This is a genomic window from Conexibacter woesei Iso977N (assembly GCF_000424625.1).
GTDB classification, from domain to species: domain Bacteria; phylum Actinomycetota; class Thermoleophilia; order Solirubrobacterales; family Solirubrobacteraceae; genus Baekduia; species Baekduia woesei_A.
This window is the reverse complement of record NZ_AUKG01000001.1, coordinates 546,407-569,004: the sequence shown is the minus strand read 5'-3', so window position 1 is coordinate 569,004 and position 22,598 is coordinate 546,407. Positions and strand designations below refer to the sequence as shown.

The window sequence follows — 22,598 nt, the reverse complement described above, 5'->3', positions numbered from 1 at the left end:
ACCGTTGCCCGGAACCATGGCAGACCGACGCCGACCGCAGCGCGCCGCCGCGCACGAGCTCGAGCGGTACGCGGGGCTCTTCGCCGCGCGCACGAGGGCGATGAAGTCCTCGGCGATGCGCGACCTGATGGCGATCACCGAGCGCCCGGAGGTGATCTCGCTGGCCGGCGGCCTGCCGGACACCTCGACGTTCCCGGCCGAGTCGTTCGCGGCGATCATGTCGCGGGTGGCCGCTGCCAACACGGCAGCTGCCCTGCAGTACGGGCCGACCGAGGGGCTGGCGATCGCCAAGGAGGCGGTCCAGCACGTGATGGCCGCCGAGGGCGCGGAGGTCGATCCGGAGGACATCCTGATCACGACCGGCGGCCAGCAGGTCATCGACCTGGTCTGCAAGACGCTGATCGACCCGGGCGACGTGATCGTCGCCGAGGCGCCGACCTACCCGGGCGCGATCCCGTCGTTCTGCTCCTACCAGGCCGACGTCGTGCAGATCGAGATGGACCGCGACGGGATGCCGATCGACGTGCTGGAAGACACGTTGGACAGGCTGGAGCGCGAGGGGCGCAAGCCGAAGTTCATCTACACGATCCCGAACTTCCAGAACCCGGGCGGCGTGACGATGTCGCTGCCGCGCCGCAAGCGCCTGGTCGAGGTCGCCGCCGAGCGCGAGCTCTTGGTGTTGGAGGACAACCCCTATGGGTTGCTCCGCTACGAGGGCGAGCCGCTGCCGACGCTGCTGGAGCTGAGCGGCGGCGACTTCATCATCTACCTCGGGACGTTCTCGAAGATCCTGTCGGCCGGGCTGCGGCTCGGCTGGGCGGTCGCGCCCGCGCCGGTGCTGCAGAAGATGAACATGGGCAAGCAGGGCGCCGACCTGTGCTCGTCGTCGCTGACCCAGCACTTCGTCGCGCAGTACTTCCGCGAGGGGCACTGGGAGCCGTACCTGCAGTCGCTGCGCGGGCTCTACCGCGGGCGGCGCGACACGTTGTTGGGGTCCTTGGCCGAGCACTTCCCGGCGGAGGCGACGTGGACGCAGCCCGAGGGCGGGCTGTTCGTCTGGGCGACGCTGCCGGCCGAGATCGACACCACCGACCTGCTCGCACGCGCGCTGCAGCGCAACGTGGCGTTCGTGCCGGGGCGCGGCGCGTACCTGGACGGGCGCGGCGGGTCGTCGATGCGGCTGAACTTCTCCGGCGTCAGCGACGCCGACATCCGCGAGGGCGTGCGGCGGATCGGCGAGGTCATCTCCGAGCAGCTGGAGCTGTTCGGCGCGCTGACCGGCGGTGCCCGCCCGGCGCCGGCCGTGCCGGAGCGCGAGGCGAGCGCCGAGGCGGTCGACAACATCCTGCATCTCCCGCGCAAGGACGCGGGCGAGGCGCGGCGGTCGTCGGGCGACGGCCGCAGGCGATGAGCTTGCGGGTCGCGGTCCTCAAGGGCGGGCGGTCGCTGGAGCGCGAGGTGTCGCTGAGGTCCGGCGCGCGCGTCGAGGACGCGCTGAAGCGGCTGGGCCACGAGCCGGTCGGGATCGACGTCGACCACGACCTCGTGCGGCGGCTGCGCGAGCTGGCGCCGGACGTCTGCTTCCTGGCGCTGCACGGGCGCGACGGCGAGGACGGGACGATCCAGGAGCTGCTGGAGATCCTCGGGCTGCCGTACACGGGGTCCGGCGTGAGCGCGTGCATCCGCTGCACCGACAAGGTGCTGGCCAAGCACCACCTGGAGGACGCGGGGCTGCCGACGCCCGAGTTCGTCGCGTTCACCGAGACCGCGTTCAAGCAGCTCGGCGCGGCCGAGGCGCTGGGCGAGATCGCCGAGCGGATCGGGTTCCCGATGGTCGTCAAGCCGGCCGATCAGGGCTCGGCGCTGGGGCTGCGGGTCGCCGAGAGCGCCGCTGACGTGCCGGGCGCGCTGGTCGCGGCGCTGTCGTACTCCTCGAAGGTCCTGCTGGAGCAGTACGTCGCCGGCCGCGACCTGGCGGTGTCCGTTCTTGATGGTGTTGCGCTGCCGATCGTCGAGGCGATGCCGGAGACCGGCATGTACGACTTCGACGCGCGCTACGAGATCGGGCGCTCGCGCTTCGTCTGCCCGGCGGACCTGCCGGACGACGTGACCGCGTCGGCGCAGGCGCTGGCCGTGCGCGTCCACGAGCTGCTCGGCTGCCGCGACGTCTCGCGCGTCGACATGCTGCTCGACGCCGAGGGCGGGCTGCACGTGTTGGAAGCCGACGTCATCCCGGGCTTGACCGGGACGTCGCTGCTGCCGCAGGCCGCCGACGCGGCGGGCATCCGCTTCGACGACCTCGTCGCGCGCCTGATCGACGCGGCCCGCGCCCGCGGCGGCGTCGCCTAGCTGTCGCTGGCGAAGTCCTCCGGGGAGACCTGGTCGAGGAACTCCTTGAAGCGGTCGACGACCTCCTCGGTGTCCTCGACCTCGTGCTCGAACTCGATCGCGGACTCCGCGATGACCTCCTCGGCGGCGAAGATCGGGGCGCCGGAGCGCACGGCGATCGCCAGCGCGTCGGACGGGCGCGAGTCGATCTCGACGTCGCGGCCGGCGACGTTCAGCGTGATCGCGGCGAAGAAGGTGTTGTCGCGCAGCTCGGTCACCGCGACCTGGGTGCACTTGACGTCGAGCTCGCCCAACATGTCGCAGAGCAGGTCGTGCGTCATCGGGCGCGGCGTGGTCGCGCCCTGCAGCTTCATGAGGATCGCCGCCGCCTCCGGATGTCCGATCCAGATCGGCAGGAACTTGTTGCTGTCGACGGTCTTCAACAACACGATCGGCTGCTTGCCGACCATGTCGAAGGAGACGCCGTAGATGACCATTTCCTGCACGAGAAGAGCTCCTCGGTGGTGTCCGGCCAGTATAGGCGCGTGAAGGCCGCGCCCCTCCCGCCCCCGAACGACGAAGGCCTCGCGGTGCGGGGCGCGGACGTGATCGGACACCAGAGGTACGAAACAGCTGGTAATCGCCGCTATTCGGCGATGGGCGCAGCCGGTCAGCGGTGCGAGGGCGGTGGTGGATCGGTGGCGACGATCATCTCGATCACGACCGGCACGTTGAACGGAAGGACGGCCACGCCCGGTGCCGAGCGGGCGTGGCGCCCGACCTCTTCACCGAAGACGTCCAACAGGAGCTCGGAGCATCCATCGATCACCGCCGCGGCGCCCATGAAGTCCGGTGTGCAGTTGACCATCCCGAAGACCTTCAGCACGGAGCGCACCTCATCCAGCGAGCCCAGCTCGTCGCGCAGCGTCGCCAGCAGCAGCAGGCCGACCGAACGGGCCGCGTCCTTACCCTCTTCCAGCGACAGGTCGCTGCCGACCTTGCCTTGGATCAACGCGCCGAGCACCGCATCGACCGTGTACGGCTCACCGGTGTTGCGGGGAAGCCGGTCGAGCGCGAGCGGTCCATGGCCGGAGAGATGGACCACATCGTTGTGGCGCTTGGCCGCCACATAGGCGCCGGCCGCGGGCAGCAGCCCCGGCAGCTCGATGTTCAGCTCCCTCAGGCGCCGCTCCGGGCTCGTCATCGCCCGACTCCACCAGCCCCGCTCGGCCGTGTCAAACCAGCCCCGCTCGCGCTTTGCGTGCACCCCTGGAACGACGAAGGCCCCGCGGTGCGGGGCCTTGCGATGGGCGATCCAGGATTCGAACCTGGGACCTCCTCCTTATCAGAGAGGCGCTCTAACCGACTGAGCTAATCGCCCGGGGGGAGGCGGAAGTGTAGCGAGGAATCAGCGGCGGTCGCTGACTCGCTGGGCGACGGCCAGCGCGTCGTCGAGCGAGTCGAACGCCAGCTCCACGCGGTAGCCGGTGCCGCGCGGCTTGACCTTCAGCTCGATGCCGAGCGCGCCGCCGAGGGCGTCGGCGATCTCGGTCGCGGCCGCGGCCTGGTCGGGGTGGATCGCCCGCGCGCCGCCGCTGTGGCCCGCGTCGCTCGCCGCCTCGTTGGCCTTGCGCGCCTGGTCCTCGGTGACGCGCACCGACCAGCCGCCGCCGGCCGCGGCGCGCGCGAGGCGCTTGCGGTCGACCTGGTCCTCGGCGAGCAGGATCGCGCGGCCGTGGCCCTCGGACAGCGTGCCGTCCTCGAGCAGGTCGAGCGCCTCGTCGGGCAGGTCGAGCAGGCGCAGCAGGTTGGAGATCGCGACGCGGCTGCGCCCGACCTTCTTGCCGACCGCCTCGCGCGTGAGCCCGAGCTCCTCGACCAGGCCGGCGACCGCGCGGGCCTCCTCGACCGGGTTGAGGTCCTGGCGGGCCATGTTCTCGACGAGCGCGACCTCGAGGGTCGTCGCATCGTCGTGGTCCTGGACCAGCGCGGGCATCTGGGTCAGGCCCGCGAGCTTGGCCGCGCGCCAGCGGCGCTCGCCGGCGACCAGCTCGAACGTGCCGCCGGGCTTCGGGCGGACGATCACCGGCTGGATCACGCCGCGGTCCTGGACGGACTCGGCCAGCGCCTGCAGCTTCTCCTCGTCGAAGCGCCGCCGCGGCTGGTCCTTGTTGGGCCTGATCTGGTCGAGGGCCAGCTCGCGCAGCTGCGCGGCGCCGGGCTGATCGGTCCCGGCCGCGGGTGCGGACGAGGCGGACAGGATCGCCGACAGGCCCCGGCCCATGCCGCGCTCAGCCACGGGCCGCGACCTCCTTGGCCAGCTCGAAGTAGGCGTCGGCGCCGGAGGAGTGCGGGTCGTGGTGGATCACCGGGCGCCCGTAGGACGGCGCCTCGCCGATCCGGACGTTGCGCGGGATCACCGTGTCGAAGACGAGCTCCGGGAAGTGCTCACGGACCTCGCGCTCGACGTCGCGCGCCAGGCGCGTGCGGCCGTCGTGCATCGTCAGCAGCATCCCGGCGACCGACAGGCGCGGATTCAACTCGCGCTGGATCAGCGCCAGCGTGTCGAGCAGGCCGGCGAGGCCCTCGAGCGCGAAGTACTCGGTCTGGACCGGGACGATGACCCTGTCGGCGGCGACGAGCGCGTTGACGGTCAGCGGGCCCAGCGACGGCGGGCAGTCGAGGATGATGAACGCGAACCTCTCCCGCAGCGGCTCCAGCGCCTCGCGCAGCAGGTTCTCGGAGCCGGGCCGGCGCGGCAGCTCCACGTTCGCGCCCGCGAGGTCGGCGGACGACGGGAGCACGAACAGCTTGTCGATCGCGGTCGGCTGCAGCGCCTCGGTGGCGGGCGCGTCGCCGGAGAGGACGTCGTAGACGTTGGGGACGATGTCCTTCGCCACGCCCAGGCCGACGGTCGCGTTGGCCTGCGGGTCGATGTCGACCAGGAGCGTGTCGTAGCCGGCCTCGGCGATGCAGGCCGCGACGTTGACCGCGGTGGTCGTCTTGCCGACCCCGCCCTTCTGGTTCGCGATCGCGTAGATGGTCCCCATTCGGCGTCCAAGGTAGCGGCGAACGCGGTCAGACGGCACGCCGAATTGCGCTCCGCGCGGGAAGTCTCGGGCTCAGGCCGAGGGTTGCAGTGGCCGTTTGCGGGCCATTCCCTCGCGGCGGGGGAAGCGGGCAGGCGTAGGCCTGACCTTCAAGTAGACGTAGAGGTGACGCTCATCCGCCCCCGGGAAGGTCTCGGCGGCGATCGTCGGCTGCGGTTCGAGCCCGAGGACGTCTGCTGCGAACAGTCCATCACGCACCTCGGACGGATCCCTCCTGGCTTTCCACGCGATCAGGCGACCTCCTTCCCGGAGGAGCGGCGCGGCGTACTCGGCGAGGATGTTCAGCGGAGCGAGCGCCCGGGCCGTGACGACGTCGTGGGCACCGATCCCCTCCGGCCACCGTTCTGCCCGGCCGGTGACGACGTGAACGTTCGCGAGGCCGACCGCGTCGGCCGTCCGACGGAGGAAGTCGGTCTTCTTGCCGACGGACTCGACGAGCGTGACCCGGGCGTCCGGAAGCGCGACGGCGAGCACGAGGCCCGGGAAGCCGCCGCCGGCGCCGAGGTCGGCGATCGCGCGGGCGCCGCGCAGCTCCGGGACCGCCAGGCCCGCGAGCGAGTCGGCGACGTGGACGTCCACGCCCTGGGCCGGATCGCGCACGGTGGTGATCGACGTCGGCTCCGCGGCCACCGCGTCGAGGATCTCGCGCAGCTGCTGCGGCGCTTCCGGCGGGAGGGCCCACTGCGTTGTCAGCTCTGCGATCCGCTTGTCGACCCGTTCTGCCATCGCCCTGGAGCGTAGGCGACGTTTCACGTGGAACACTCGGGCAGTGACCTCCCTCCCTCCGATCGTCGATGCCGCCTGGCTGACCGCCCACCGCGATGACGTCGTTCGCGCCGACGTCCGCTTCTACCTCGATGGCCGCGATCCACGCGCCGCCTACGACGCGGGCCATCTCCCGGGCGCGGTCTACGTGGACCTGCACCGCTGGCTTGCCGCCGAGCCCTCCGCCGAGGCCGGCCGCCACCCCCTCCCCACGCCGGAGCACTTCGCCGAGGGGCTGGGCCGTGCGGGCATCGGCGACGGCACGGCCGTCGTGGCCTACGACGACGCCGGTGGCGTGATCGCGGCACGCCTGGTCTGGATGCTGCGCGCGCTGGGGCACGACGCGGCGCTGCTCGACGGTGGGATCGCGGCCTGGGCCGGAGAGCTCTCGACGCAGGAGCCGACGGTCGCGCCCGCGACGTTCACCCCGCGCCCGTGGCCTGCCGATCGGCTCGTGAGCCTGGAGGACGTCGCGGCGCTCACGCTCGACCGCGTGGAGGGCGCCGCAGAAGGCCCGGTACTGATCGACGCCCGCCAGCGGGAACGCTTCCACGGCGCACCCGACGGCGTCGACCCGCGCGCCGGCCACATCCCGGGCGCCCAGGCGATGCCGACCCGCGAGCACCTCGGCGACGACGACCGGCTGCGGCCGGTCGAGGAGCTGCGCGCGGCTTTCGCCGCGGCGGGCATCGAGGACGGCACCACCGTGATCTCCTACTGCGGCTCCGGCGTCACCGCCTGCCACAACCTCCTCGTCCTGGAGCACGCCGGGCTCGGCGAGCATCGCCTCTACCCCGGCTCCTGGTCGCAGTGGAGCAACACCGATCTCCCGATCGCCACGAGCGACGGCGAGTAGCGATGCGCCAGGAAGCGTAGACCTGGCCGCGTTTCATGTGAAACGCTGCCGCGCCAGTGGAAGAGACCTGGTTCTGCGAGGCGTGTGGGGAGACCCACGACGGCGTGCCGTTCACGCTGAAGATCCGCTGCCCGTCGTCCTGGACCGACGGCGCCGCGGTCCATCCGGAGAGCGAGCTGCTCGACGCGCACTGCGTCATCGGCGGCGAGCGCTTCTTCCTCCACGGCTTCGTCCTGATCCCGGTCACCGACGCAGAGCGCGACTTCGAATGGGGCATCTGGGTCGAGGTCGACGAGAAGGACTTCCTCCTGCGCTGCGCCCGCTGGTCCGCTCGCGGCCGCGAGCGCGACGCTCCCGTCCCCGGCCGCCTCGCCGTCACGCTGCCCGGCTACGGCGGCTCGACCCTCGGCATCCCCGGCCTGCTCCAGGACCGCGAGGTCGGCCTCCGTCCCGTCTTCACCCTCACCGACGCCGGCCACCCACTCGCCCGCGAGCAACGCCTCGGCATCACGATGGCCCGGGTCATCGACCTGGCCCGCGCCTCCCACTGACCCACCAACGCAAAACGCCCGCCGGGTCGGCGGGCGTTTCATGTGAAACGGTCGATGTCGCGCTGCGCCGCGGCTAGCGCGAAAGCGGCGTCACGACGAGGTGGCGCTCCGGCTCGTCGCCCTCGGAGTGCGTGTCCACGCCACCGCGCTCGCGGAGGTACTCGTGGACGTGCTTGCGCTCGCTCGCGGTCATCGCGTCGAGGGCGACCGAGCGGCCGTACCTCTCGGCGTCGATCGCCGCCTGGTCGGCCTGCTTCTCCAGCGCCTCGCGACGGCGCGCGCGGTAGCCCTCGGCGTCGACCACGATCCGGCGGCGCTCGGCCTCCGGGTCGGCGAGCAGGATCCGCTGGGCCAGGTGCTGGACCGCGTCGATCGTCTGGCCGTGGCGGCCGATGAAGATCCCGAGGTCCTCGCCGTGCAGCGTGCCGGTGACGGCTTCGTCGTTGGCGTCCACGGTCACGGTCGCCTCGAGGCCGAGGCCCTCCACGACGTGCTCCAGCAGGTCGCGCAGGATGTCCTCCTGCGTGCGTTCGTCGGTCGCCATCGCCTTATCGTCTCCGTCCCGAGCGCTTCTTCTTCTTGCCGCGCGGCGGAGGCGGCGGGGCCTTCGTCACGCGGGTGTCCGTGTCGCCGCCGCCCTTGCCGGCCTCGGCCTTGGCGCCGTTCCTCGCCGTGCTGCCGTTGCTGGCGCCGGCGGCCTTCCTGTCCTGCGCCTGCGTCGCGGATTGCTGCAGCCTCGCGAGGAACCCGCCCCCGCCTGCGTCGGCGCTCGAGGAACCCGGCCTGCCCGGTGGCAGATCCGGCAGCGGTGGCGCCGTGGCCGCCATCCGCGTCCCGACGACTCTCCTGAGGAACTGCTGCTGCCCGATGGTCCAGACGTTCGTCGTGATCCAGTACATGATCAGACCCGCCGGGAAGCGGAAGACGAAGCCGACGAACAGGAACGGCAGCGCCAGCATGATGTACTTCTGGTTCTGGTCCGCCGTCGCGGTCATCATCAGCAGCGACGAGACCAGCTGCGTCCCGACGTAGAGCACCAGCAGCACGATCAGGACCGTGCCCGTCGCCTTGTCGGTGATGTCGTGGATGAACCAGAACTCCGACGCCGGCGTCTGACCACACGGCTTCGGGTTCGCGACGTGCTCGGGGTTGATGTCCGGGCAGATGTCGTGCCGCAGGTCCTTGCGCAGCATGTAGAACAGCGACAGGAAGACCGGCAGCTGGGCGACGAGCGGCAGGCACGAGGCGAACGGGTTCACCTTGTGCTCTTGGTAGAACCTCATCGTCTCCTGCTGGAGACGCTGCTTGTCGTCCCTGTACTTCTGCTGCAGCACCCTCAGGTGCGGCGCGATGCGCTGCATCGCCTGCATCGACCTGAACTGCTTGACCGCCAACGGCAGCAACGCAGCGCGGACGACGATCGTCAGCAGGATGATCGACAGACCCCAGCTTGCGCCGAAGGTGTCGTGGAAGAACTTGAGGACCGACTCGAAGACATCGACGAGCGGCTGGAGGATGTTCGCGGTGATGGGGACCATGGCTCAGGCGGACGGGGGCCGGGCGGCGGGGGAAGAGGGCGGCTCGGGCTGGCGGAAGAGGGTCTGCGCCTCGACGGGGTCGAAGCCGCCGTGGCTCCACGGGTTGCAGCGCAGGAGCCGCCAGCCCCCAAGGATCAGGCCCCGGAGTATGCCGTAGCGGGAGATCGCCTGCGCGGCGTAGGCCGAGCACGTCGGCTCGTACTTGCAGCGCCGCGGGAACAGCGGCGAGATCAGCCGCTGGTAGACGGTGATCGGCGCGACCGCCACCCGCCGCGCCAGCGAGGGGCGCCCCGGGTCCGGTCCGGCGCTCACGAGCCCGCGGCGGCCGCGGGCTTCTCGCCGAGCGACCGGCCGATCAGCTCGCCGAGCGCGGTCTGGATGCCGGCCAGGCCCTCGCGCTCCGCCAGCTCACGCGCATCCGGGCGCGCGACGACGACCGCGTCGTAGTCGGCGGGCAGCCGCGCGCCCTCGACCGCGAAGGCCTCGCGCAGCAGGCGCTTGACCCTGTTGCGGTCGACGGCGCCGCCGACCCTGCGCGACACCGACAGCCCCAGGCGCGGGGTGCCGGCGTCGTCGCCCGAGCCCAGCTCGAGGTTCGGCGACGCAGCGGCGACGGGAGCGCCGCCGCGCGGGAAGACGTACAGCGTCAGGTAGCGGTTCCCGATGGAACGGCCCTGACGGTAGACGCGCTCGAACTCGGCGCTGCGCGACAAGCGGCCCTTCTTGGGCCGCTTCGTGTTGTTCGCGCGCGACGGGAGCGCTTCGCTCACCCTCGGGGTCAGACGGTCAGCCGCTTGCGACCCTTGTCGCGGCGGCGCTTCAGCGTGAGGCGGCCGGCGCGGCTGGCCATGCGGTTGCGGAAGCCGTGCGAGCGGGCGCGCTTGCGACGCTTGGGCTGGTAGGTGCGCTTCATGAAGATCGTGCTCCGTCGGGGACCGGCCGTGGATCGACCGGCGGGCCAGTGTACCGACCCGGTCGCGCGACCGCCTTTCCACACTGTCCACAGCGACTGCTAACACGCGTGCACAGGCGTGGAACTGACCCTTCCGCAAGGGATTTTGACGGCATTTGCGGCGTCGTGCGAACGCACTTGCCAACAGCCCGGACCGCCCCGAGAGCACCTGCTACGTTTCTCCCCCGCCGGCGCGGCGCACCACCACGGAACCTCCGCGGACCGGCCTCCTCGCCAAGTACTTCAACTCGCTCCCAAGGAGCCGTACGACGCTGCCGTGACGCCGGACCCTGCCCCCATCTGGACCCGCCTGCAGGCGGAGCTTCGGCGCAGGGTTCCCGACGCCACGTTCGACACCTGGCTCGCGCCGCTGGCGTGGGGCGGCGTCGAGGACGGCGACCGGGTCGTGCTGCTCGCGGGCGCCGACGTGCGCGACTGGGTCGCCCAGCGCTACGCGGGGATCCTCCAGGACGCGGCGAGGACCGTCCTCGGCGACGCGGCGACGGTCGACGTCCGGGACGCGGCCGGCGCCGGCAAGGGATCCGGCGCTTCCGGCGGCGCGCGCACCGCGCCCACGTCCGCGACGCGCGCCTCTGCGCGACCCGCGCCCGCCGACGACCCCACCAGCGCGCTCTTCGCCGACGACGGCGCGCCGCTGAACGCCAAGTACACGTTCGAGCAGTTCGTCATCGGCGACGCCAACCGCTTCGCCCACGCCGCGGCGCTCGCGGTCGCCGAGCTGCCCGGCCAGGCCTACAACCCGCTCTTCATCGTCGGCCCGCCCGGCGTCGGCAAGACCCACCTGCTGCACTCGATCGGCAACTACATCGACGCCTACGGCGGGGGCCTGACCGTCCGCTACACGACCGTCGAGCGCTTCACGAACGAGTTCCTGGAAGCGCTGAAGGCCCGCGACGTCGACGCCTTCAAGCACCGCTACCGGCGCAACGACGTCCTGCTCATCGACGACGTGCAGTTCCTCGAGTCCAAGGTCAAGACCGAGGAGGAGTTCTTCCACACCTTCAACGCGCTGCACGAGACCGGGGCGCAGATCGTCCTGACCTCCGACCGCCCGCCGCGCGACATGGCCGCGCTCGAGGACCGGCTGCGCCAGCGGTTCGAGTCCGGGCTGCTGGTCGACATCCGCAAGCCCGACCCGGCCACGCGCCTGACGGTCCTGCGCAAGCGCGCGCTGCACGACGGCGTCGACGCCGACCCCGAGGTCCTGCGCGTGATCGCCGACCGCGTCACCGACAACCTGCGCAGCCTCGAGGCCGCGCTGATCCGCGTCGTCGCCTACGCGTCGCTGACCGGCCGCCCGATCGACGCCGAGCTGGCCGACGACGTGCTGACCCAGCTCTACGGCCGCCAGCAGGAGCGCGCGATCGCCGCGGGCGGCGAGGCGACCGTCGAGCACATCCAGGAGCTCGTCGCCGAGGCGTTCGGCCTCACGCGCGAGGAGCTGCTCTCCAGGTCGCGCGCGGCCCGCGTCGCGTGGCCGCGCCAGGTCGCCATGTACCTCGCCCGCGAGCACACGCACGCGACGCTGCCGGCGATCGGCCGGTCCTTCGGCGGCCGCGACCACTCGACCGTCCTGCATGCGATCAGGCGCGCCACGGACCGCATGAGCACCGACCCGGACGCCTACGACAAGGTGACCATGATCACCGCCCGCCTGACGTCCGCGGACCCTGACGGCGCGGTTTGACCGGCGTTGTTGGCAGACTCCCACCGCTTCTGCGCACAAGAACCCCGCAAACACCGGTCATCTCGGCGGTTGTCCACAACCAACAGCCCCTATGACTCCTGAATCTCTCTTCTAAGGTCTTCATCGTGAAGCTTTCCGCCGCGAGCGCCGATCTGCTCGCACAGCTGCAGTCCGTTTCCCGCGTCGCCTCGACGCGCTCCGCCGTCCAGGCGCTGTCCGGCGTGCAGGTCGCCGCCACCGCCAACGGTGTCGAGCTGCGCGCGACCGACATGGAGATCGCGCTGCGCGTCCCGTTGACGGCCGAGGTCCAGAGCGAGGGCACCGTCGTGCTGCCCGCGCGCCTGCTCCTCGACGTCGCCCGGTCGCTGCCCAAGAACGCCGACCGCGTGACGCTGGAGCTGCGCGCCGAGCAGCAGGACGTCGAGGTCGTCGCCGGCAGCGCGAAGTTCCACCTGCGCACGCTGCGCGCCGAGGACTTCCCGCCGCTGCCCGAGCCGGGCGGCGACACGGTCGTCGAGATCCCCGCCCACGCGTTCGTGGACACGATCGAGATGGTGTCCAAGTCGGCGTCGCGCGACGAGACGCGGCCGATCCTCACGGGCATCCTCGTCAGCGCCTCGGGGTCCGAGCTGCGGATGGTCGCGACCGACTCCTACCGGCTGTCGGTGAAGGAGACCCAGCTCGAGGTCCCGCTCGACCCGGGCTTCGAGGCCAACGTCCCGGCCCGCGCGCTCGACGAGCTGCGCTCGGTCGTCGGCAACACCGGCGCGGACCTGATCCGGATCGGCGTGCGCTCCAACCAGGTCGTGTTCGAGGTCGGCGGCGCGGTCCTGTCGTCGCGGCTGATCGACGGCCAGTTCCCGAACTACCGCCAACTGATCCCGGACGGCTACGAGCACCAGCTCCGGATCTCCGGCGAGGAGCTCGGCGACGTCGTCAAGCGCATCTCGCTGATGGCGCAGAAGAACGCGCCGCTGCGGCTGGCGTTCTCCGACGGCGAGCTGACCGTGAGCGCGCAGACGCCGGACGTCGGCGAGGCGTCCGAGCCGCTGCCCGTGCCGTTCGCCGGCGAGGCGTTCGAGATCGGCTTCAACCCGGAGTTCCTGCGCGACGGGCTCGACAGCGTCGGGTCCGACGACCTGCTGCTGAAGCTCATCAGCCCCCTGCGGCCCGGCCTGATCGAGGGCGCCGACGAGAGCGGCTTCCTCTACCTGATCATGCCGATCCGCCTCAACGTGTAGATCGACCCCCACCCTCCGCCCCCGACCACCATGCGAGTCGAGCGCCTGCGGCTGCGCGACTTCCGGACCTACGCGGCGGCGGACGTCGCGGTCGGCCCGGGCCTGACGGTCCTGCACGGACCCAACGGCGCGGGCAAGACCAACATGTTGGAGGCGCTGTACTTCGGGTGCACGTCGCGGTCGTGCCGGACGACGAACGAGCGCGAGGTCGTGCGCTTCGGCGCGCCGGCGGCGCGGGTCGAGGTCGACACGGTCGACGGCGACGGCTGGAAGCACACGCTCGAGGTCGGCTTCCAGCCGGGCGAGCCGAAGCGGCTGCGGGTCGACGGCGCGCCGGTCGAGCGGCTGACCGACTCGCCCGCGCGGCCGCTGGTGAGCGTGTTCCTCCCGGACCGGCTGGAGCTCGTCAAGGGCGCGCCCGCGGGCCGGCGCGCGCACCTGGACCAGCTCGTCGCCGCGCTGTGGCCGGCGCGCTCCGGCAACCGCGCGCAGTACTCGCGGGCGCTGGCGCAGCGCAACGCGCTGCTGGCGCGGATCCGGGCGGGGCGCGTCGGGGTCGATGCCTTGGACGCCTGGGACGCGGAGCTGGCGCGCTGGGGCGTGGCGCTGCAGGCCGATCGCGCGGGCGCCGTGGAGCGCGTGGCCGCGCGGTTCCCGGCGATCGCGAGCGAGTTGGGGTTGTTGGGTGCGGCCGAGGTCAAGTACAGGCCGCGGTCGAAGGCCACCGATGTTGATGGCCTTGTGGAAGAGCTGCGCGAGCGCCGCACGAGCGACCTCGACCGCGGCTTCTCCCAGCACGGCCCGCACCGCGACGACCTCGCGCTGGTGCGCGACGGGCGCGAGCTGAAGGCCTACGGGTCTCAGGGCGAGCAGCGGCTGGCGCTGCTGGCGTTGCTGCTGGCCGAGCGCGCGGAGCTGGCCGACGTCCGCGGCGCGGCGCCGCTGATGCTGCTCGACGACGTCATGAGCGAGCTCGACGCCGACCGCCGCGCCTTCCTCGTCGCCAGCCTCGACGACGGCGGCCAGGCGCTCGTGACGACCACCGACCTCGCCCACGTCCCCGGCGGCGACCGCGCCGAGGTCGTCAGCCTCACCGTCTCCCCCGGCGGCTCGATCACGCCGGACGCGCCCACCGGGCCAAGCGACGCCGGCTCCGCCGAGCCGAACGCGCACGGCTCCGCCGCCGCGGATCCTTCGCCGGCGCCCGCGGCGGAGGCCGCCTGACATGGCCTCACGGCGCACGCCGCGGCGGGTCGGGTCGTCGATCGGGGCGCTCACTGACCAGCTCGCGCCGCGGACGACGCTCGCCGAGGCGCAGCGGGCGTGGGGGCAGATCGCGGGTCCGGCGCTTGCCAAGAACGCCGAGCCGACCTCTGAGCGCGGTGGATCACTCACGATCACCTGCCGGTCGTCGGTGTGGGCGCAGGAGCTCGATCTGATGGCTCCGGAGCTGATCGCCAGGCTCAACGACAAGCTCGGCGAAGGGCGCATAACCGCGCTCCGCTGCGTCGCTGCGCGACCCCGCCGCTGACCCGTCACGAAGCCGCCACACTTTTGTGGCGATTTGCAGGCGTTTCTGGGGTCTTCACACGGGCGTTCCGGGACCCCGCTGTGCTATCCTGTGGATAACTTCTTCCACGCCCCGGCCGGGCTCGACCGAGCCCAGCATCGGGGCGTGCCTGCGTATAGGACGCAGTACCCATGGCGAACGAGAACGGCAAGAACGACCGCCAGGGCTCGGCCTCCTACGGAGCCCAGGACATCACCGTCCTCGAGGGCCTCGAGGCGGTCCGCAAGCGCCCCGGCATGTACATCGGGTCGACGGGCATCCGCGGCCTGCACCACCTCGTCTACGAGGTGGTCGACAACTCGGTGGACGAGGCCCTCGCGGGCTTCGGCGGGCGCGTGGACGTCACGATCCACCCCGACAACAGCGTCACCGTGCGCGACGAGGGCCGCGGCATCCCGGTCGGCATCGTCGAGAGGGAGGGCCGCCCCGCGGTCGAGGTCGTCCTGACCGTGCTCCACGCCGGCGGCAAGTTCGGCGACGGCGGCGGCTACAAGGTGTCCGGCGGCCTGCACGGCGTCGGCGTCTCGGTCGTCAACGCGCTGTCGGAGACCGTGAGGGTCGACGTCCGCGTCGACGGCCACCACTGGGTCCAGGAGTACGACAGGGGCAAGCCGCGCTACGACCTCAAGAAGGGCGAGCCGCTCGCCAAGGGTGAGCCGACCGGCACGACGATCACGTACCTGCCGGACGCCGAGGTCTTCGAGACACTGGAGCACGAGTTCCAGGTCCTCGAGCAGCGCCTGCGTGAGACCGCCTACCTCACGCGCGGCCTGCGCATCACGCTCACCGACGAGCGCGCCGGCGGCAAGAAGGTCGAGTTCCACTTCGAGGGCGGCATCGAGGACTTCGTCTCGTACTTGAACGAGAACAAGGAGCCGCTCGGCAGGAAGGTCATCTTCTTCGAGGGCGAGTCCCCCGAGGGCTACGTCGAGATCGCCATGCAGTGGAACGGCTCCTACCAGGAGTCGGTCTTCTCGTTCGCCAACAACATCAACACGCACGAGGGCGGCACGCACCTCTCGGGCTTCCGGTCGGCGCTCACGCGCACGCTCAACCGGTACGCCAGGGAGAAGGGCATCCTCAAGGAGAAGGACGACAACCTCTCCGGCGAGGACGTGCGCGAGGGCCTGACCGCGGTGATCTCGGCCAAGCTCGCCGACCCGCAGTTCGAGGGCCAGACCAAGACCAAGCTCGGCAACCCGGGCATCGAGGGCTTCGTCGCCTCGGTCGTCAACGCCAAGCTCGCCGAGTTCCTGGAGGAGAACCCCCAGGAGGGCAACGCGATCATCCGCAAGGCCGTCCAGGCCGCGCAGGCCCGCTCGGCCGCGCGCAAGGCCCGCGACCTGACGCGCCGCAAGAGCGCGCTGGAGAACTCGCCGCTGCCGGGCAAGCTCGCCGACTGCTCGGTCAAGGACCCGTCGCTGACCGAGATCTTCGTGGTCGAGGGCGACTCCGCGGGCGGCTCCGCCAAGCAGGGCCGCGACCGCAACACGCAGGCGGTACTCCCGCTGCGCGGCAAGATCCTCAACGTCGAGAAGGCGCGGATCGACCGCGTCCTCAAGAACAACGAGATCCAGGCGTTGATCACGGCGCTCGGCACGGGGATCCGCGACGAGTTCGACATCGAGAAGGCGCGCTACCACAAGGTCGTGCTGATGACGGACGCCGACGTCGACGGCGCGCACATCCGCACGCTGGTCCTGACGCTGCTGTTCCGCGAGATGCCCGAGCTGATCGAGGCCGGCTACATCTACATCGCCAAGCCGCCGCTGTACAAGCTCAAGCAGGGCCGCAACGAGCGCTACATCGAGAAGGAGTCGGAGCTGGAGGACGTCCTGCTCTCCGACAAGTTCGAGAAGATCAACGTCTTCGATCGCTCCGAGAACGAGTTCAAGCTGACCGAGGCCCGCTGGCAGCGCTACACGCGCTTGCTGAAGCAGTTCGAGGGCTGGGCGTCGTCGCTGCGCGCCGAGCACGGCCACGAGGCCGTCCGGTTCCTCGGCGAGGCCGGGCTGCTCGACGACCAGGCGGCGAACCTCGCCGCGGTCGTCGCGTCGCTGGAGAAGAACGACCCCTCGCGCCCGCACGAGACGCACGTCGTCGAGTCCGACGACGAGGTGCTCGTCGTCAAGGCAGTCGAGCGCAAGACCGGGCTCGCGCAGACGCACCGCCTCCCGCGGTCGATGTTCGAGTCCAACGACTACGTCCAGTTCATCAAGGTCAACGCGCAGCTCGTCGACCTCGCCGGCGCGCCGCCGTTCAGCGTGTCGCTGGGCGACAAGTCCGACCAGGCCTACTCGTTCGAGGCGCTGCGCACCGCGGTGCTCGAGGTCTCGCGCCGCGGCATCAACGTCCAGCGCTTCAAGGGGCTGGGCGAGATGAACGCCGACCAGCTGCGTGAGACGACGATGGACCCGGCGACCCGGACGCTGCAGCAGGTGAGCGTCGAGGACGCCACCGAGGCGGACCGGTTGTTCACCATGTTGATGGGCGACGTCGTGGAGCCGCGCCGCGAGTTCATCGAGCAGAACGCGCGCGCCGTCGTGAACCTCGACGTCTAGATGATCCCGAAGCTTGTTGAAGGAGTTGAGGCCTGATGGCCACTGACGTCATCGGCGGCGGCAACATCGAGCCGCGCGCCCTCGAAGACGAGATGCGGACCGCGTACCTGGATTACGCGATGTCCGTCATCGTCGGGCGCGCGCTGCCCGATGTCCGTGATGGCCTGAAGCCCGTCCACCGACGCGTGCTGTTCTCGATGAACGAGAGCGGCCTCGGCCCGACGCGCCCGTACGTCAAGTGCGCGCGCATCGTCGGCGACGTCATGGGCAAGTACCACCCGCACGGCGACTCGGCGATCTACGACACGCTCGTCCGGCTGGCGCAGGACTTCTCGATGCGCCACCCGCTCGCCGACGGCCAGGGCAACTTCGGCTCGGTCGACGACGACCCCGCCGCGGCCATGCGGTACACGGAGGCGCGCCTGACGCGCCTCGCGATGGAGATGCTGCGCGACATCGACATGGACACGGTCGACTTCGTGCCCAACTACGACGGGCAGAACCAGGAGCCCGTCGTCCTCCCGTCGCGCTACCCGAACCTGCTGGTCAACGGCGGCACGGGCATCGCGGTCGGCATGGCCACCAACATCCCGCCGCACAACCTGCGCGAGGTCATCGACGCGACGATCGCGTTCATCGACGAGGGCATGGCGGGCTGGGACGACGTCGAGGTCGCCACCGCGTTGATGAAGCACATCAAGGGCCCGGACTTCCCGACGGGCGGCATCATCATGGGCTCGGCGGGCATCCGCGACGCCTATGAGACCGGGCGCGGCAAGGTGCGCGTCCGGGCCAAGGCCCACATCGAGGAGATCCACCAGGGCAAGGAGGCGATCATCGTCACCGAGCTGCCCTACGCGGTCAAGAAGGGCGGCGACACCGGCCTCATCACCAAGATCGCGGAGCTGGTGCGCGAGAAGAAGATCCCCGAGATCTCCGACCTGCGCGACGAGACCGACCGCCGCGGCATGCGCCTGGTGATCGAGCTCAAGCGCGCGGTCAACCCCAAGGTGGTGCTGAACAAGCTCTACAAGCACACGCCGATGCAGTCGACCTTCGGGGTCAACACGGTGGCCTTGGTCGACGGCGTTCCCAAGACGCTGTCGCTGAAGGGCCTGCTGTCGGCCTACGTCGCGCACCAGCGCGAGGTCGTCGTCCGCCGCGCGAAGTTCGAGCTGGCGCAGAAGGAAGCGCGCGCGCACGTGTTGGAGGGCTTGCTGATCGCCCTCGACAACCTCGACGCCGTCATCGAGGTGATCCGCCGGTCGCCGAACCGCGAGACCGCGCGTGAGGAGCTCGTCGCGACGTTCTCGCTGTCGCAGATCCAGGCGTCCGCGATCCTCGACCTGCGCCTGTCGCAGCTGACCGCGCTGGAGAGCGACGCGATCAAGCAGGAGCACGCCGACGTCATGGAGCGGATCACCGAGCTGCGCACGCTGCTCGGCGACGAGGCCAACGTCCTGGCGCTGATCAAGGAGGAGATGCTCGACATCGCCGAGCGCTTCCAGGACGAGCGCCGCACGACGATCGCGCCGTCCGAGGACGAGCTCGACATCGAGGACCTGATCGCCGACCAGCAGATGGTCATCACGATCACCAAGTCCGGGTACATCAAGCGCGTGCCGCTGGCGACCTACCGCCAGCAGCGCCGTGGTGGTGTGGGCATCAACGCCATGGACTTGAAGGACGGGGACTACATCGAGCACCTCTTCGTGTCCTCGACCCACGACTTCCTGCTCTTCTTCACCAACCGGGGCAAGGTCTACCGGTCGAAGGTGTACGAGCTGCCGGAGGGTCAGCGGACCGCGAAGGGCCGCGCACTGGTCAACATCCTGCCGTTGCGTGAGAACGAGCGCGTGCAGTCGGTGCTGTCGACGCGGGACTTCTCGGAGTCGCCGTTCCTGGTGTTCGCCACCAAGAAGGGCGTGATCAAGAAGACCAAGTTCCAGGCCTACAACACGCCGATCAAGGCCGACGGCATCATCGCCATCAAGATCCGCGACGACGACGAGCTGATCGCCGTCCGGCGGGTCGACGAGGGCGACGAGATCATGATGATCTCGAAGGTCGGCATGGCCGTGCGGTTCGAGGAGTCCGACGCGCGCGACATGGGCCGCGACACCGGCGGTGTGCGCGGCATGAACGTCGGCGACGACGGCGAGGTCATCGCCATGGACGTCGCGCGCGACGACATGGAGCTGCTGGTCGTGACCGAGGCCGGCTTCGGCAAGCGCACGAAGATCGACCAGTACCGCAAGACCGCGCGCGGGACCAAGGGCGTCATCACGATCAAGCTGACCGAGGCCAAGGGCGGCCTCGCCGGCGCGCTGGTCGTGCGGCCGCACCAGGAGCTGGTGTTCATCTCGCAGAACGGGCTGATCCAGCGGACCGGCGTCAAGGGTATCTCGCAGCAGGGCCGCAGCGCGACCGGCGTCAGGGTCATGTCCCCGCGCGAGGACGACAGGGTCAGCGCGATCGCGCTGATCGTCGAGTCCGAGGACGAGTCCGGCACGCCGACGCTGGACGTCGAAGGCGCCGAGGTCGGCGTCGAGCCGGTGGCCGGCGACGCGGACGTCGCCGAGGTCGCGGACGACCTTGCCGAAGAGGCAGACGGCGAGTCCGAAAGCGCCGAGTAGTCCGCGGTTTGACCCCCCTTCCCGACGACCGGTTTTGGTCGTCGGGAGGTGGTGCTACATTGGCGCTACCAGAGAAAGGAGGTGGTCCGAATATCTAGTCCTAGTTCTTGTAGTTGCGGGACCCTGGAGGTGGCCGGCCGCTAGATCGGTCGGGCTGGAGTAACGATCCAGCGAATCCACGCCGGGCCACCCCTGCGCCGCGATGCCGGAAGTCGTCCCTCCGGCCGCTTCAGACCAGTCGCGGTGTGGGCAAGTCCAGTCCAGTGGTTGTACGAGGGGCGCAAGCGGTGGCTTGCGTCCCTCGTCGTTTAAGCGCCGGGAGGTGTGGGTCGGCGGGGGTATCGACACCCTTGTTTTCACGCTCCGCTACGGCGCTCAGTTCGCGGGGCCCGGCGCGTGGTTGGTGGTATCGCTGTCCCGCCGGGCCGTCATGGCGTTGGCATCGGAATCCGCGCCTTCACCGCTCCGCGTGAAGAACAAGGTGTCGAACCCCCGCTACGCCGACACTGCCGGCGGGACGCCGTCGCGCCGCTCGCCTCGTCGTGCCGCCCACTCCGAGGTGCCGGGCCCCGCTCTCCGCGAACCGCTCCGCGGGGATGAGCGCTAGGCGGCTTCGGGCAGCCACTGACGCCAGGCTGCCGGGATGGTCGGCGTGGCGACGTGGATGAAGACGTGGGGTTGGGGCATGGCCGGTACGCGCTTGGGGTGCATGCCGGCTTTGTCGGGGAGGTGGTCGGCTTTGCGGCGGTTGCAGGGTGCGCAGGAGGCGACGATGTTGTCCCAGGTGGAGCCGCCGCCCTTGGAGCGGGGGATCACGTGGTCGACGGTCAGGTTGCTGCGGGAGCCGCAGTACTGACAGGTCCAGTTGTCGCGGGCGAAGACCGCGCGGCGGGTGATCTTCCTGCGGTGGGTGTCGCGGGGGACCACGATGTAGGTGTTGAGGCGGATCACGACGGGGCGTGACATCGCGGCGCGCTCGGAGCGCAGCTCCCAGGTCGCGTGGTCGACGACCTCGGCCTTGGACTTCAACAACAGGACGACCGCGCGACGGACCGTGCAGACGTTGATCGGTTCGTACGAGGCGTTGAGGACGAGCACCCGGCCACCGTCACGTCCACGTCGCCGGTGCTCGTCGGGCGACGTGGACCGCGTCATGTGTGGTGGCGTGAGGGTCGTCATGAGGCGCGTTCCTGGCGGAAACCGTAGCACTAGACCGGACGGAAACCGCCTGGTTCGAACCCGCAGGTGACAGATCGGCAACAACCCGCCGACCGCCGGAAGGCGCGGCTACCGCAGCGCGCGCGGGTAGGAGCCGAGGACGCGCACGACCTCGGCATGGACGCGCAGCCGCTCGATCGCCTCGGCGACGGCGGGATCGGCCGCATCGCCCTCGGCGTCGACGAAGAACAGGTAGTGCCCCAACTGCCGCTTGAGCGGCCGCGACTCGATCCGCGTCAGGTTGATGCCCCGGAACGCGAGCTCCGACAGGCACCGCACGAGCCAGCCCGGCGAAGCATCGCCCGCCCCGTGGAACACGAGCGACGTCTTCGGCGCGCCGAGCCGCGGCGCCGAAGCCGCGCCGGCCGCGGGCGAAGCAGACGGCGTCGCGCCGCCGCCTTCGCCGGCCGCGGAGGCGGGCAAGGCGAAGGGGTTGGTCGGCGTGGGTGCGAGCCAGAGGAAGCGGGTCTCGTTGCCGTGCTCGTCCTCGATGCCGGAGGCGAGGACGGTCGCGCCGTAGAGGTCGGCGGCGGTCGTCGTGCCGATGGCGGCGTGGGGCTCGTCGCTCTGCGAGACCAGGCGGACGGCCTCGGCGGTCGAGGTCGCGGCGATCGGCCGGAAGTCGCCGAGGTGCTCGGAGAGCCAGCGGCGGCACTGGCCGAGCGGCTGGGGGTGCGACACGACGGCGGTGATCTCCTCGACCGCCACGCCCGCGCGGGCGATCAGCGCGTGGGTCACCGGCAGCACCTCCTCCCCCACGATGCTGACGCCCTCGGCGTCGAAGGCGAGCGTGTCGAGCGAGGCGTTGACGCCGCCCTCGATCGAGTTCTCGATCGGCACGAGGCACGCGTCGATCTCGCCGCGCTCCGCGGCCAGGATCGTCTCGCGCTCGGTCGGGAACGGCACCGCCTCCGCCCCATCCGAGCGCCAGGACGCCGCCAGCGCGGCGTGCGTGAACGTCCCGGCCGGACCGAGGAAGCCGAGCCGCAGCGGCGCGCCGCTCATGGCAGGCGCGGCGGGGTCGGCGGCGGCTCGCCCGCGAGCGCGACCCGGACCGCCTCGATCTCCTCGGGCGACAGCGGGTACTCGGGCTCCCCGTTGACCATGTGCTTGACGTAGAGCCGCGCCTGGTCGCGATGGTGGATCGAGCTCAGGACGATCCCGGACTGCTCGGCGTCGAGCAGCGCGATCGCCACCGACTGCTGCCCCGACATCTCGTTGTAGGCGTCGAACCGGACCAGCCCGCGGAACGCGATCGCGCGGTCGAGGCGGTCCTCGGCCGTGCCGAGCCGGCCGTCGAGCCGCGCCGCGACGTCGCCGACGTAGGCGTGCAGCGACCGGAACTCCTGCTCGATGCGCGCCGCGTGCTCGACGAGGTCCTCCGTCGGCCCGGTCCCGAGCAGGACGCGCTGGTCGGCGCGCAACCGGCGCAGCCGGACGACCGCGACCGTGCCGACGACCAGCGCCGCCAGCGCCACCGCGCAGGCCGCGATCGCGACGATCCCTGCGGTCGAGCTGTCCACGCCCTCGACGCTACTAGGCCCGCCGCCCGGAACGCGCCCCG

23 protein-coding genes and 1 tRNA gene are annotated in these 22,598 nt (G+C 71.0%); 10 read left to right on the top strand and 14 right to left on the bottom strand.

Translation table 11 applies throughout. From position 1 onward, the window contains the following. Window positions 1–16 precede the first annotated feature (16 nt). Entirely contained in the window at window positions 17–1,411 is a 1,395-nt protein-coding gene (locus tag H030_RS0102785; RefSeq protein ID WP_027004997.1) for a PLP-dependent aminotransferase family protein, read from the top strand. Then, the gene (locus H030_RS0102780) at window positions 1,408–2,349 is read left to right on the top strand and encodes a D-alanine--D-alanine ligase family protein (protein ID WP_027004996.1); all 942 of its coding nucleotides are present in this window, start codon (window positions 1,408–1,410) and stop codon (window positions 2,347–2,349) included. Before H030_RS0102785 ends, H030_RS0102780 begins: the two co-directional genes overlap by 4 nt. Here the strand turns inward: H030_RS0102780 and H030_RS0102775 are convergent. From H030_RS0102775 to rsmG, 6 genes are all read right to left on the bottom strand, one after another. Then, entirely contained in the window at window positions 2,346–2,825 is a 480-nt protein-coding gene (locus H030_RS0102775) for a bifunctional nuclease family protein (RefSeq protein WP_035125784.1), read from the bottom strand. The genes H030_RS0102780 and H030_RS0102775 overlap by 4 nt on opposite strands. A gap of 173 nt (window positions 2,826–2,998) precedes the next feature. Beyond that, window positions 2,999–3,595 carry a RidA family protein gene (locus H030_RS0102770; RefSeq protein WP_231398345.1) on the bottom strand — a complete coding sequence of 199 codons (597 nt, stop codon included), beginning with the start codon at window positions 3,593–3,595 and terminating at the stop codon, window positions 2,999–3,001. Window positions 3,596–3,635: 40 nt separating this feature from the next. Continuing rightward, window positions 3,636–3,709, bottom strand: a tRNA-Ile gene (locus H030_RS0102765). Between the two features lie 27 nt (window positions 3,710–3,736). Beyond that, on the bottom strand, window positions 3,737–4,627 hold the full coding sequence (locus tag H030_RS0102760) for a ParB/RepB/Spo0J family partition protein (RefSeq protein WP_027004993.1): 891 nt from the start codon (window positions 4,625–4,627) through the stop codon (window positions 3,737–3,739). Beyond that, window positions 4,620–5,378: a ParA family protein gene (locus H030_RS0102755; protein WP_027004992.1), complete on the bottom strand. Its 759-nt coding sequence runs from the start codon at window positions 5,376–5,378 to the stop codon at window positions 4,620–4,622. Before H030_RS0102755 ends, H030_RS0102760 begins: the two co-directional genes overlap by 8 nt. Before the next feature lie 72 nt (window positions 5,379–5,450). Then, window positions 5,451–6,164 carry a 16S rRNA (guanine(527)-N(7))-methyltransferase RsmG gene (rsmG, locus tag H030_RS28760; RefSeq protein WP_051221539.1) on the bottom strand — a complete coding sequence of 238 codons (714 nt, stop codon included), beginning with the start codon at window positions 6,162–6,164 and terminating at the stop codon, window positions 5,451–5,453. Between the two features lie 43 nt (window positions 6,165–6,207). On the opposite strand from rsmG, the gene H030_RS0102745 reads away from it, so the two are divergent. Beyond that, window positions 6,208–7,059 (top strand): sulfurtransferase, encoded by an 852-nt coding sequence (locus tag H030_RS0102745; RefSeq protein WP_027004991.1) that lies wholly within the window; start codon window positions 6,208–6,210, stop codon window positions 7,057–7,059. A 56-nt stretch (window positions 7,060–7,115) separates the two neighbouring features. Further along, entirely contained in the window at window positions 7,116–7,610 is a 495-nt protein-coding gene (locus tag H030_RS28755; RefSeq protein ID WP_051221537.1) for a DUF2199 domain-containing protein, read from the top strand. Window positions 7,611–7,683: 73 nt separating this feature from the next. On the opposite strand, the gene H030_RS28750 is transcribed toward H030_RS28755, so the two are convergent. The 5 genes from H030_RS28750 to rpmH are packed head-to-tail and all read right to left on the bottom strand — an operon-like array spanning window position 7,684 to window position 10,061. Further along, a complete protein-coding gene (locus H030_RS28750; protein WP_051221535.1) occupies window positions 7,684–8,154 on the bottom strand; it encodes a protein jag in 471 nt (156 codons plus the stop codon). 4 nt (window positions 8,155–8,158) lie between these two features. Then, complete coding sequence (locus H030_RS0102730) at window positions 8,159–9,148, bottom strand: YidC/Oxa1 family membrane protein insertase (RefSeq protein WP_027004990.1); 990 nt, start codon at window positions 9,146–9,148, stop codon at window positions 8,159–8,161. Between the two features lie 3 nt (window positions 9,149–9,151). Next, complete coding sequence (gene yidD, locus H030_RS28745; protein ID WP_231398344.1) at window positions 9,152–9,460, bottom strand: membrane protein insertion efficiency factor YidD; 309 nt, start codon at window positions 9,458–9,460, stop codon at window positions 9,152–9,154. Beyond that, the gene (gene rnpA, locus H030_RS0102720) at window positions 9,457–9,918 is read right to left on the bottom strand and encodes a ribonuclease P protein component (RefSeq protein ID WP_027004989.1); all 462 of its coding nucleotides are present in this window, start codon (window positions 9,916–9,918) and stop codon (window positions 9,457–9,459) included. Before rnpA ends, yidD begins: the two co-directional genes overlap by 4 nt. Before the next feature lie 8 nt (window positions 9,919–9,926). Further along, window positions 9,927–10,061: a 50S ribosomal protein L34 gene (rpmH, locus tag H030_RS0102715; protein ID WP_027004988.1), complete on the bottom strand. Its 135-nt coding sequence runs from the start codon at window positions 10,059–10,061 to the stop codon at window positions 9,927–9,929. Between the two features lie 316 nt (window positions 10,062–10,377). Here rpmH and dnaA point away from each other — a divergent pair, with 316 nt between their 5' ends. From dnaA to gyrA, 6 genes are all read left to right on the top strand, one after another. Beyond that, window positions 10,378–11,808 (top strand): chromosomal replication initiator protein DnaA, encoded by a 1,431-nt coding sequence (gene dnaA / locus H030_RS0102710; RefSeq protein WP_027004987.1) that lies wholly within the window; start codon window positions 10,378–10,380, stop codon window positions 11,806–11,808. Between the two features lie 125 nt (window positions 11,809–11,933). Beyond that, on the top strand, window positions 11,934–13,049 hold the full coding sequence (dnaN, locus tag H030_RS0102705; protein ID WP_027004986.1) for a DNA polymerase III subunit beta: 1,116 nt from the start codon (window positions 11,934–11,936) through the stop codon (window positions 13,047–13,049). A gap of 30 nt (window positions 13,050–13,079) precedes the next feature. Continuing rightward, window positions 13,080–14,273, top strand: coding sequence for a DNA replication/repair protein RecF (recF, locus tag H030_RS0102700; protein WP_027004985.1), 1,194 nt, complete (start codon window positions 13,080–13,082; stop codon window positions 14,271–14,273). Between the two features lies 1 nt (window position 14,274). Further along, a complete protein-coding gene (locus tag H030_RS36140) occupies window positions 14,275–14,580 on the top strand; it encodes a DciA family protein (protein WP_051221533.1) in 306 nt (101 codons plus the stop codon). Window positions 14,581–14,750: 170 nt separating this feature from the next. Beyond that, window positions 14,751–17,180: a DNA topoisomerase (ATP-hydrolyzing) subunit B gene (gene gyrB / locus H030_RS0102690; protein WP_027004984.1), complete on the top strand. Its 2,430-nt coding sequence runs from the start codon at window positions 14,751–14,753 to the stop codon at window positions 17,178–17,180. 35 nt (window positions 17,181–17,215) lie between these two features. Then, window positions 17,216–19,816, top strand: coding sequence for a DNA gyrase subunit A (gene gyrA, locus H030_RS0102685; RefSeq protein WP_027004983.1), 2,601 nt, complete (start codon window positions 17,216–17,218; stop codon window positions 19,814–19,816). Window positions 19,817–20,419: 603 nt separating this feature from the next. On the opposite strand, the gene H030_RS28735 is transcribed toward gyrA, so the two are convergent. The 3 genes from H030_RS28735 to H030_RS36135 all read right to left on the bottom strand — a co-directional run bounded on the left by H030_RS28735 (window position 20,420) and on the right by H030_RS36135 (window position 22,557). After that, window positions 20,420–20,914 (bottom strand): HNH endonuclease, encoded by a 495-nt coding sequence (locus H030_RS28735; RefSeq protein WP_035125779.1) that lies wholly within the window; start codon window positions 20,912–20,914, stop codon window positions 20,420–20,422. Between the two features lie 189 nt (window positions 20,915–21,103). Beyond that, entirely contained in the window at window positions 21,104–22,039 is a 936-nt protein-coding gene (gene pheA / locus H030_RS28730; protein ID WP_051221529.1) for a prephenate dehydratase, read from the bottom strand. Continuing rightward, window positions 22,036–22,557 (bottom strand): DUF4446 family protein, encoded by a 522-nt coding sequence (locus H030_RS36135; RefSeq protein ID WP_027004982.1) that lies wholly within the window; start codon window positions 22,555–22,557, stop codon window positions 22,036–22,038. The genes pheA and H030_RS36135 overlap by 4 nt, the downstream gene beginning before the upstream one ends. Window positions 22,558–22,598: the final 41 nt, after the last annotated feature.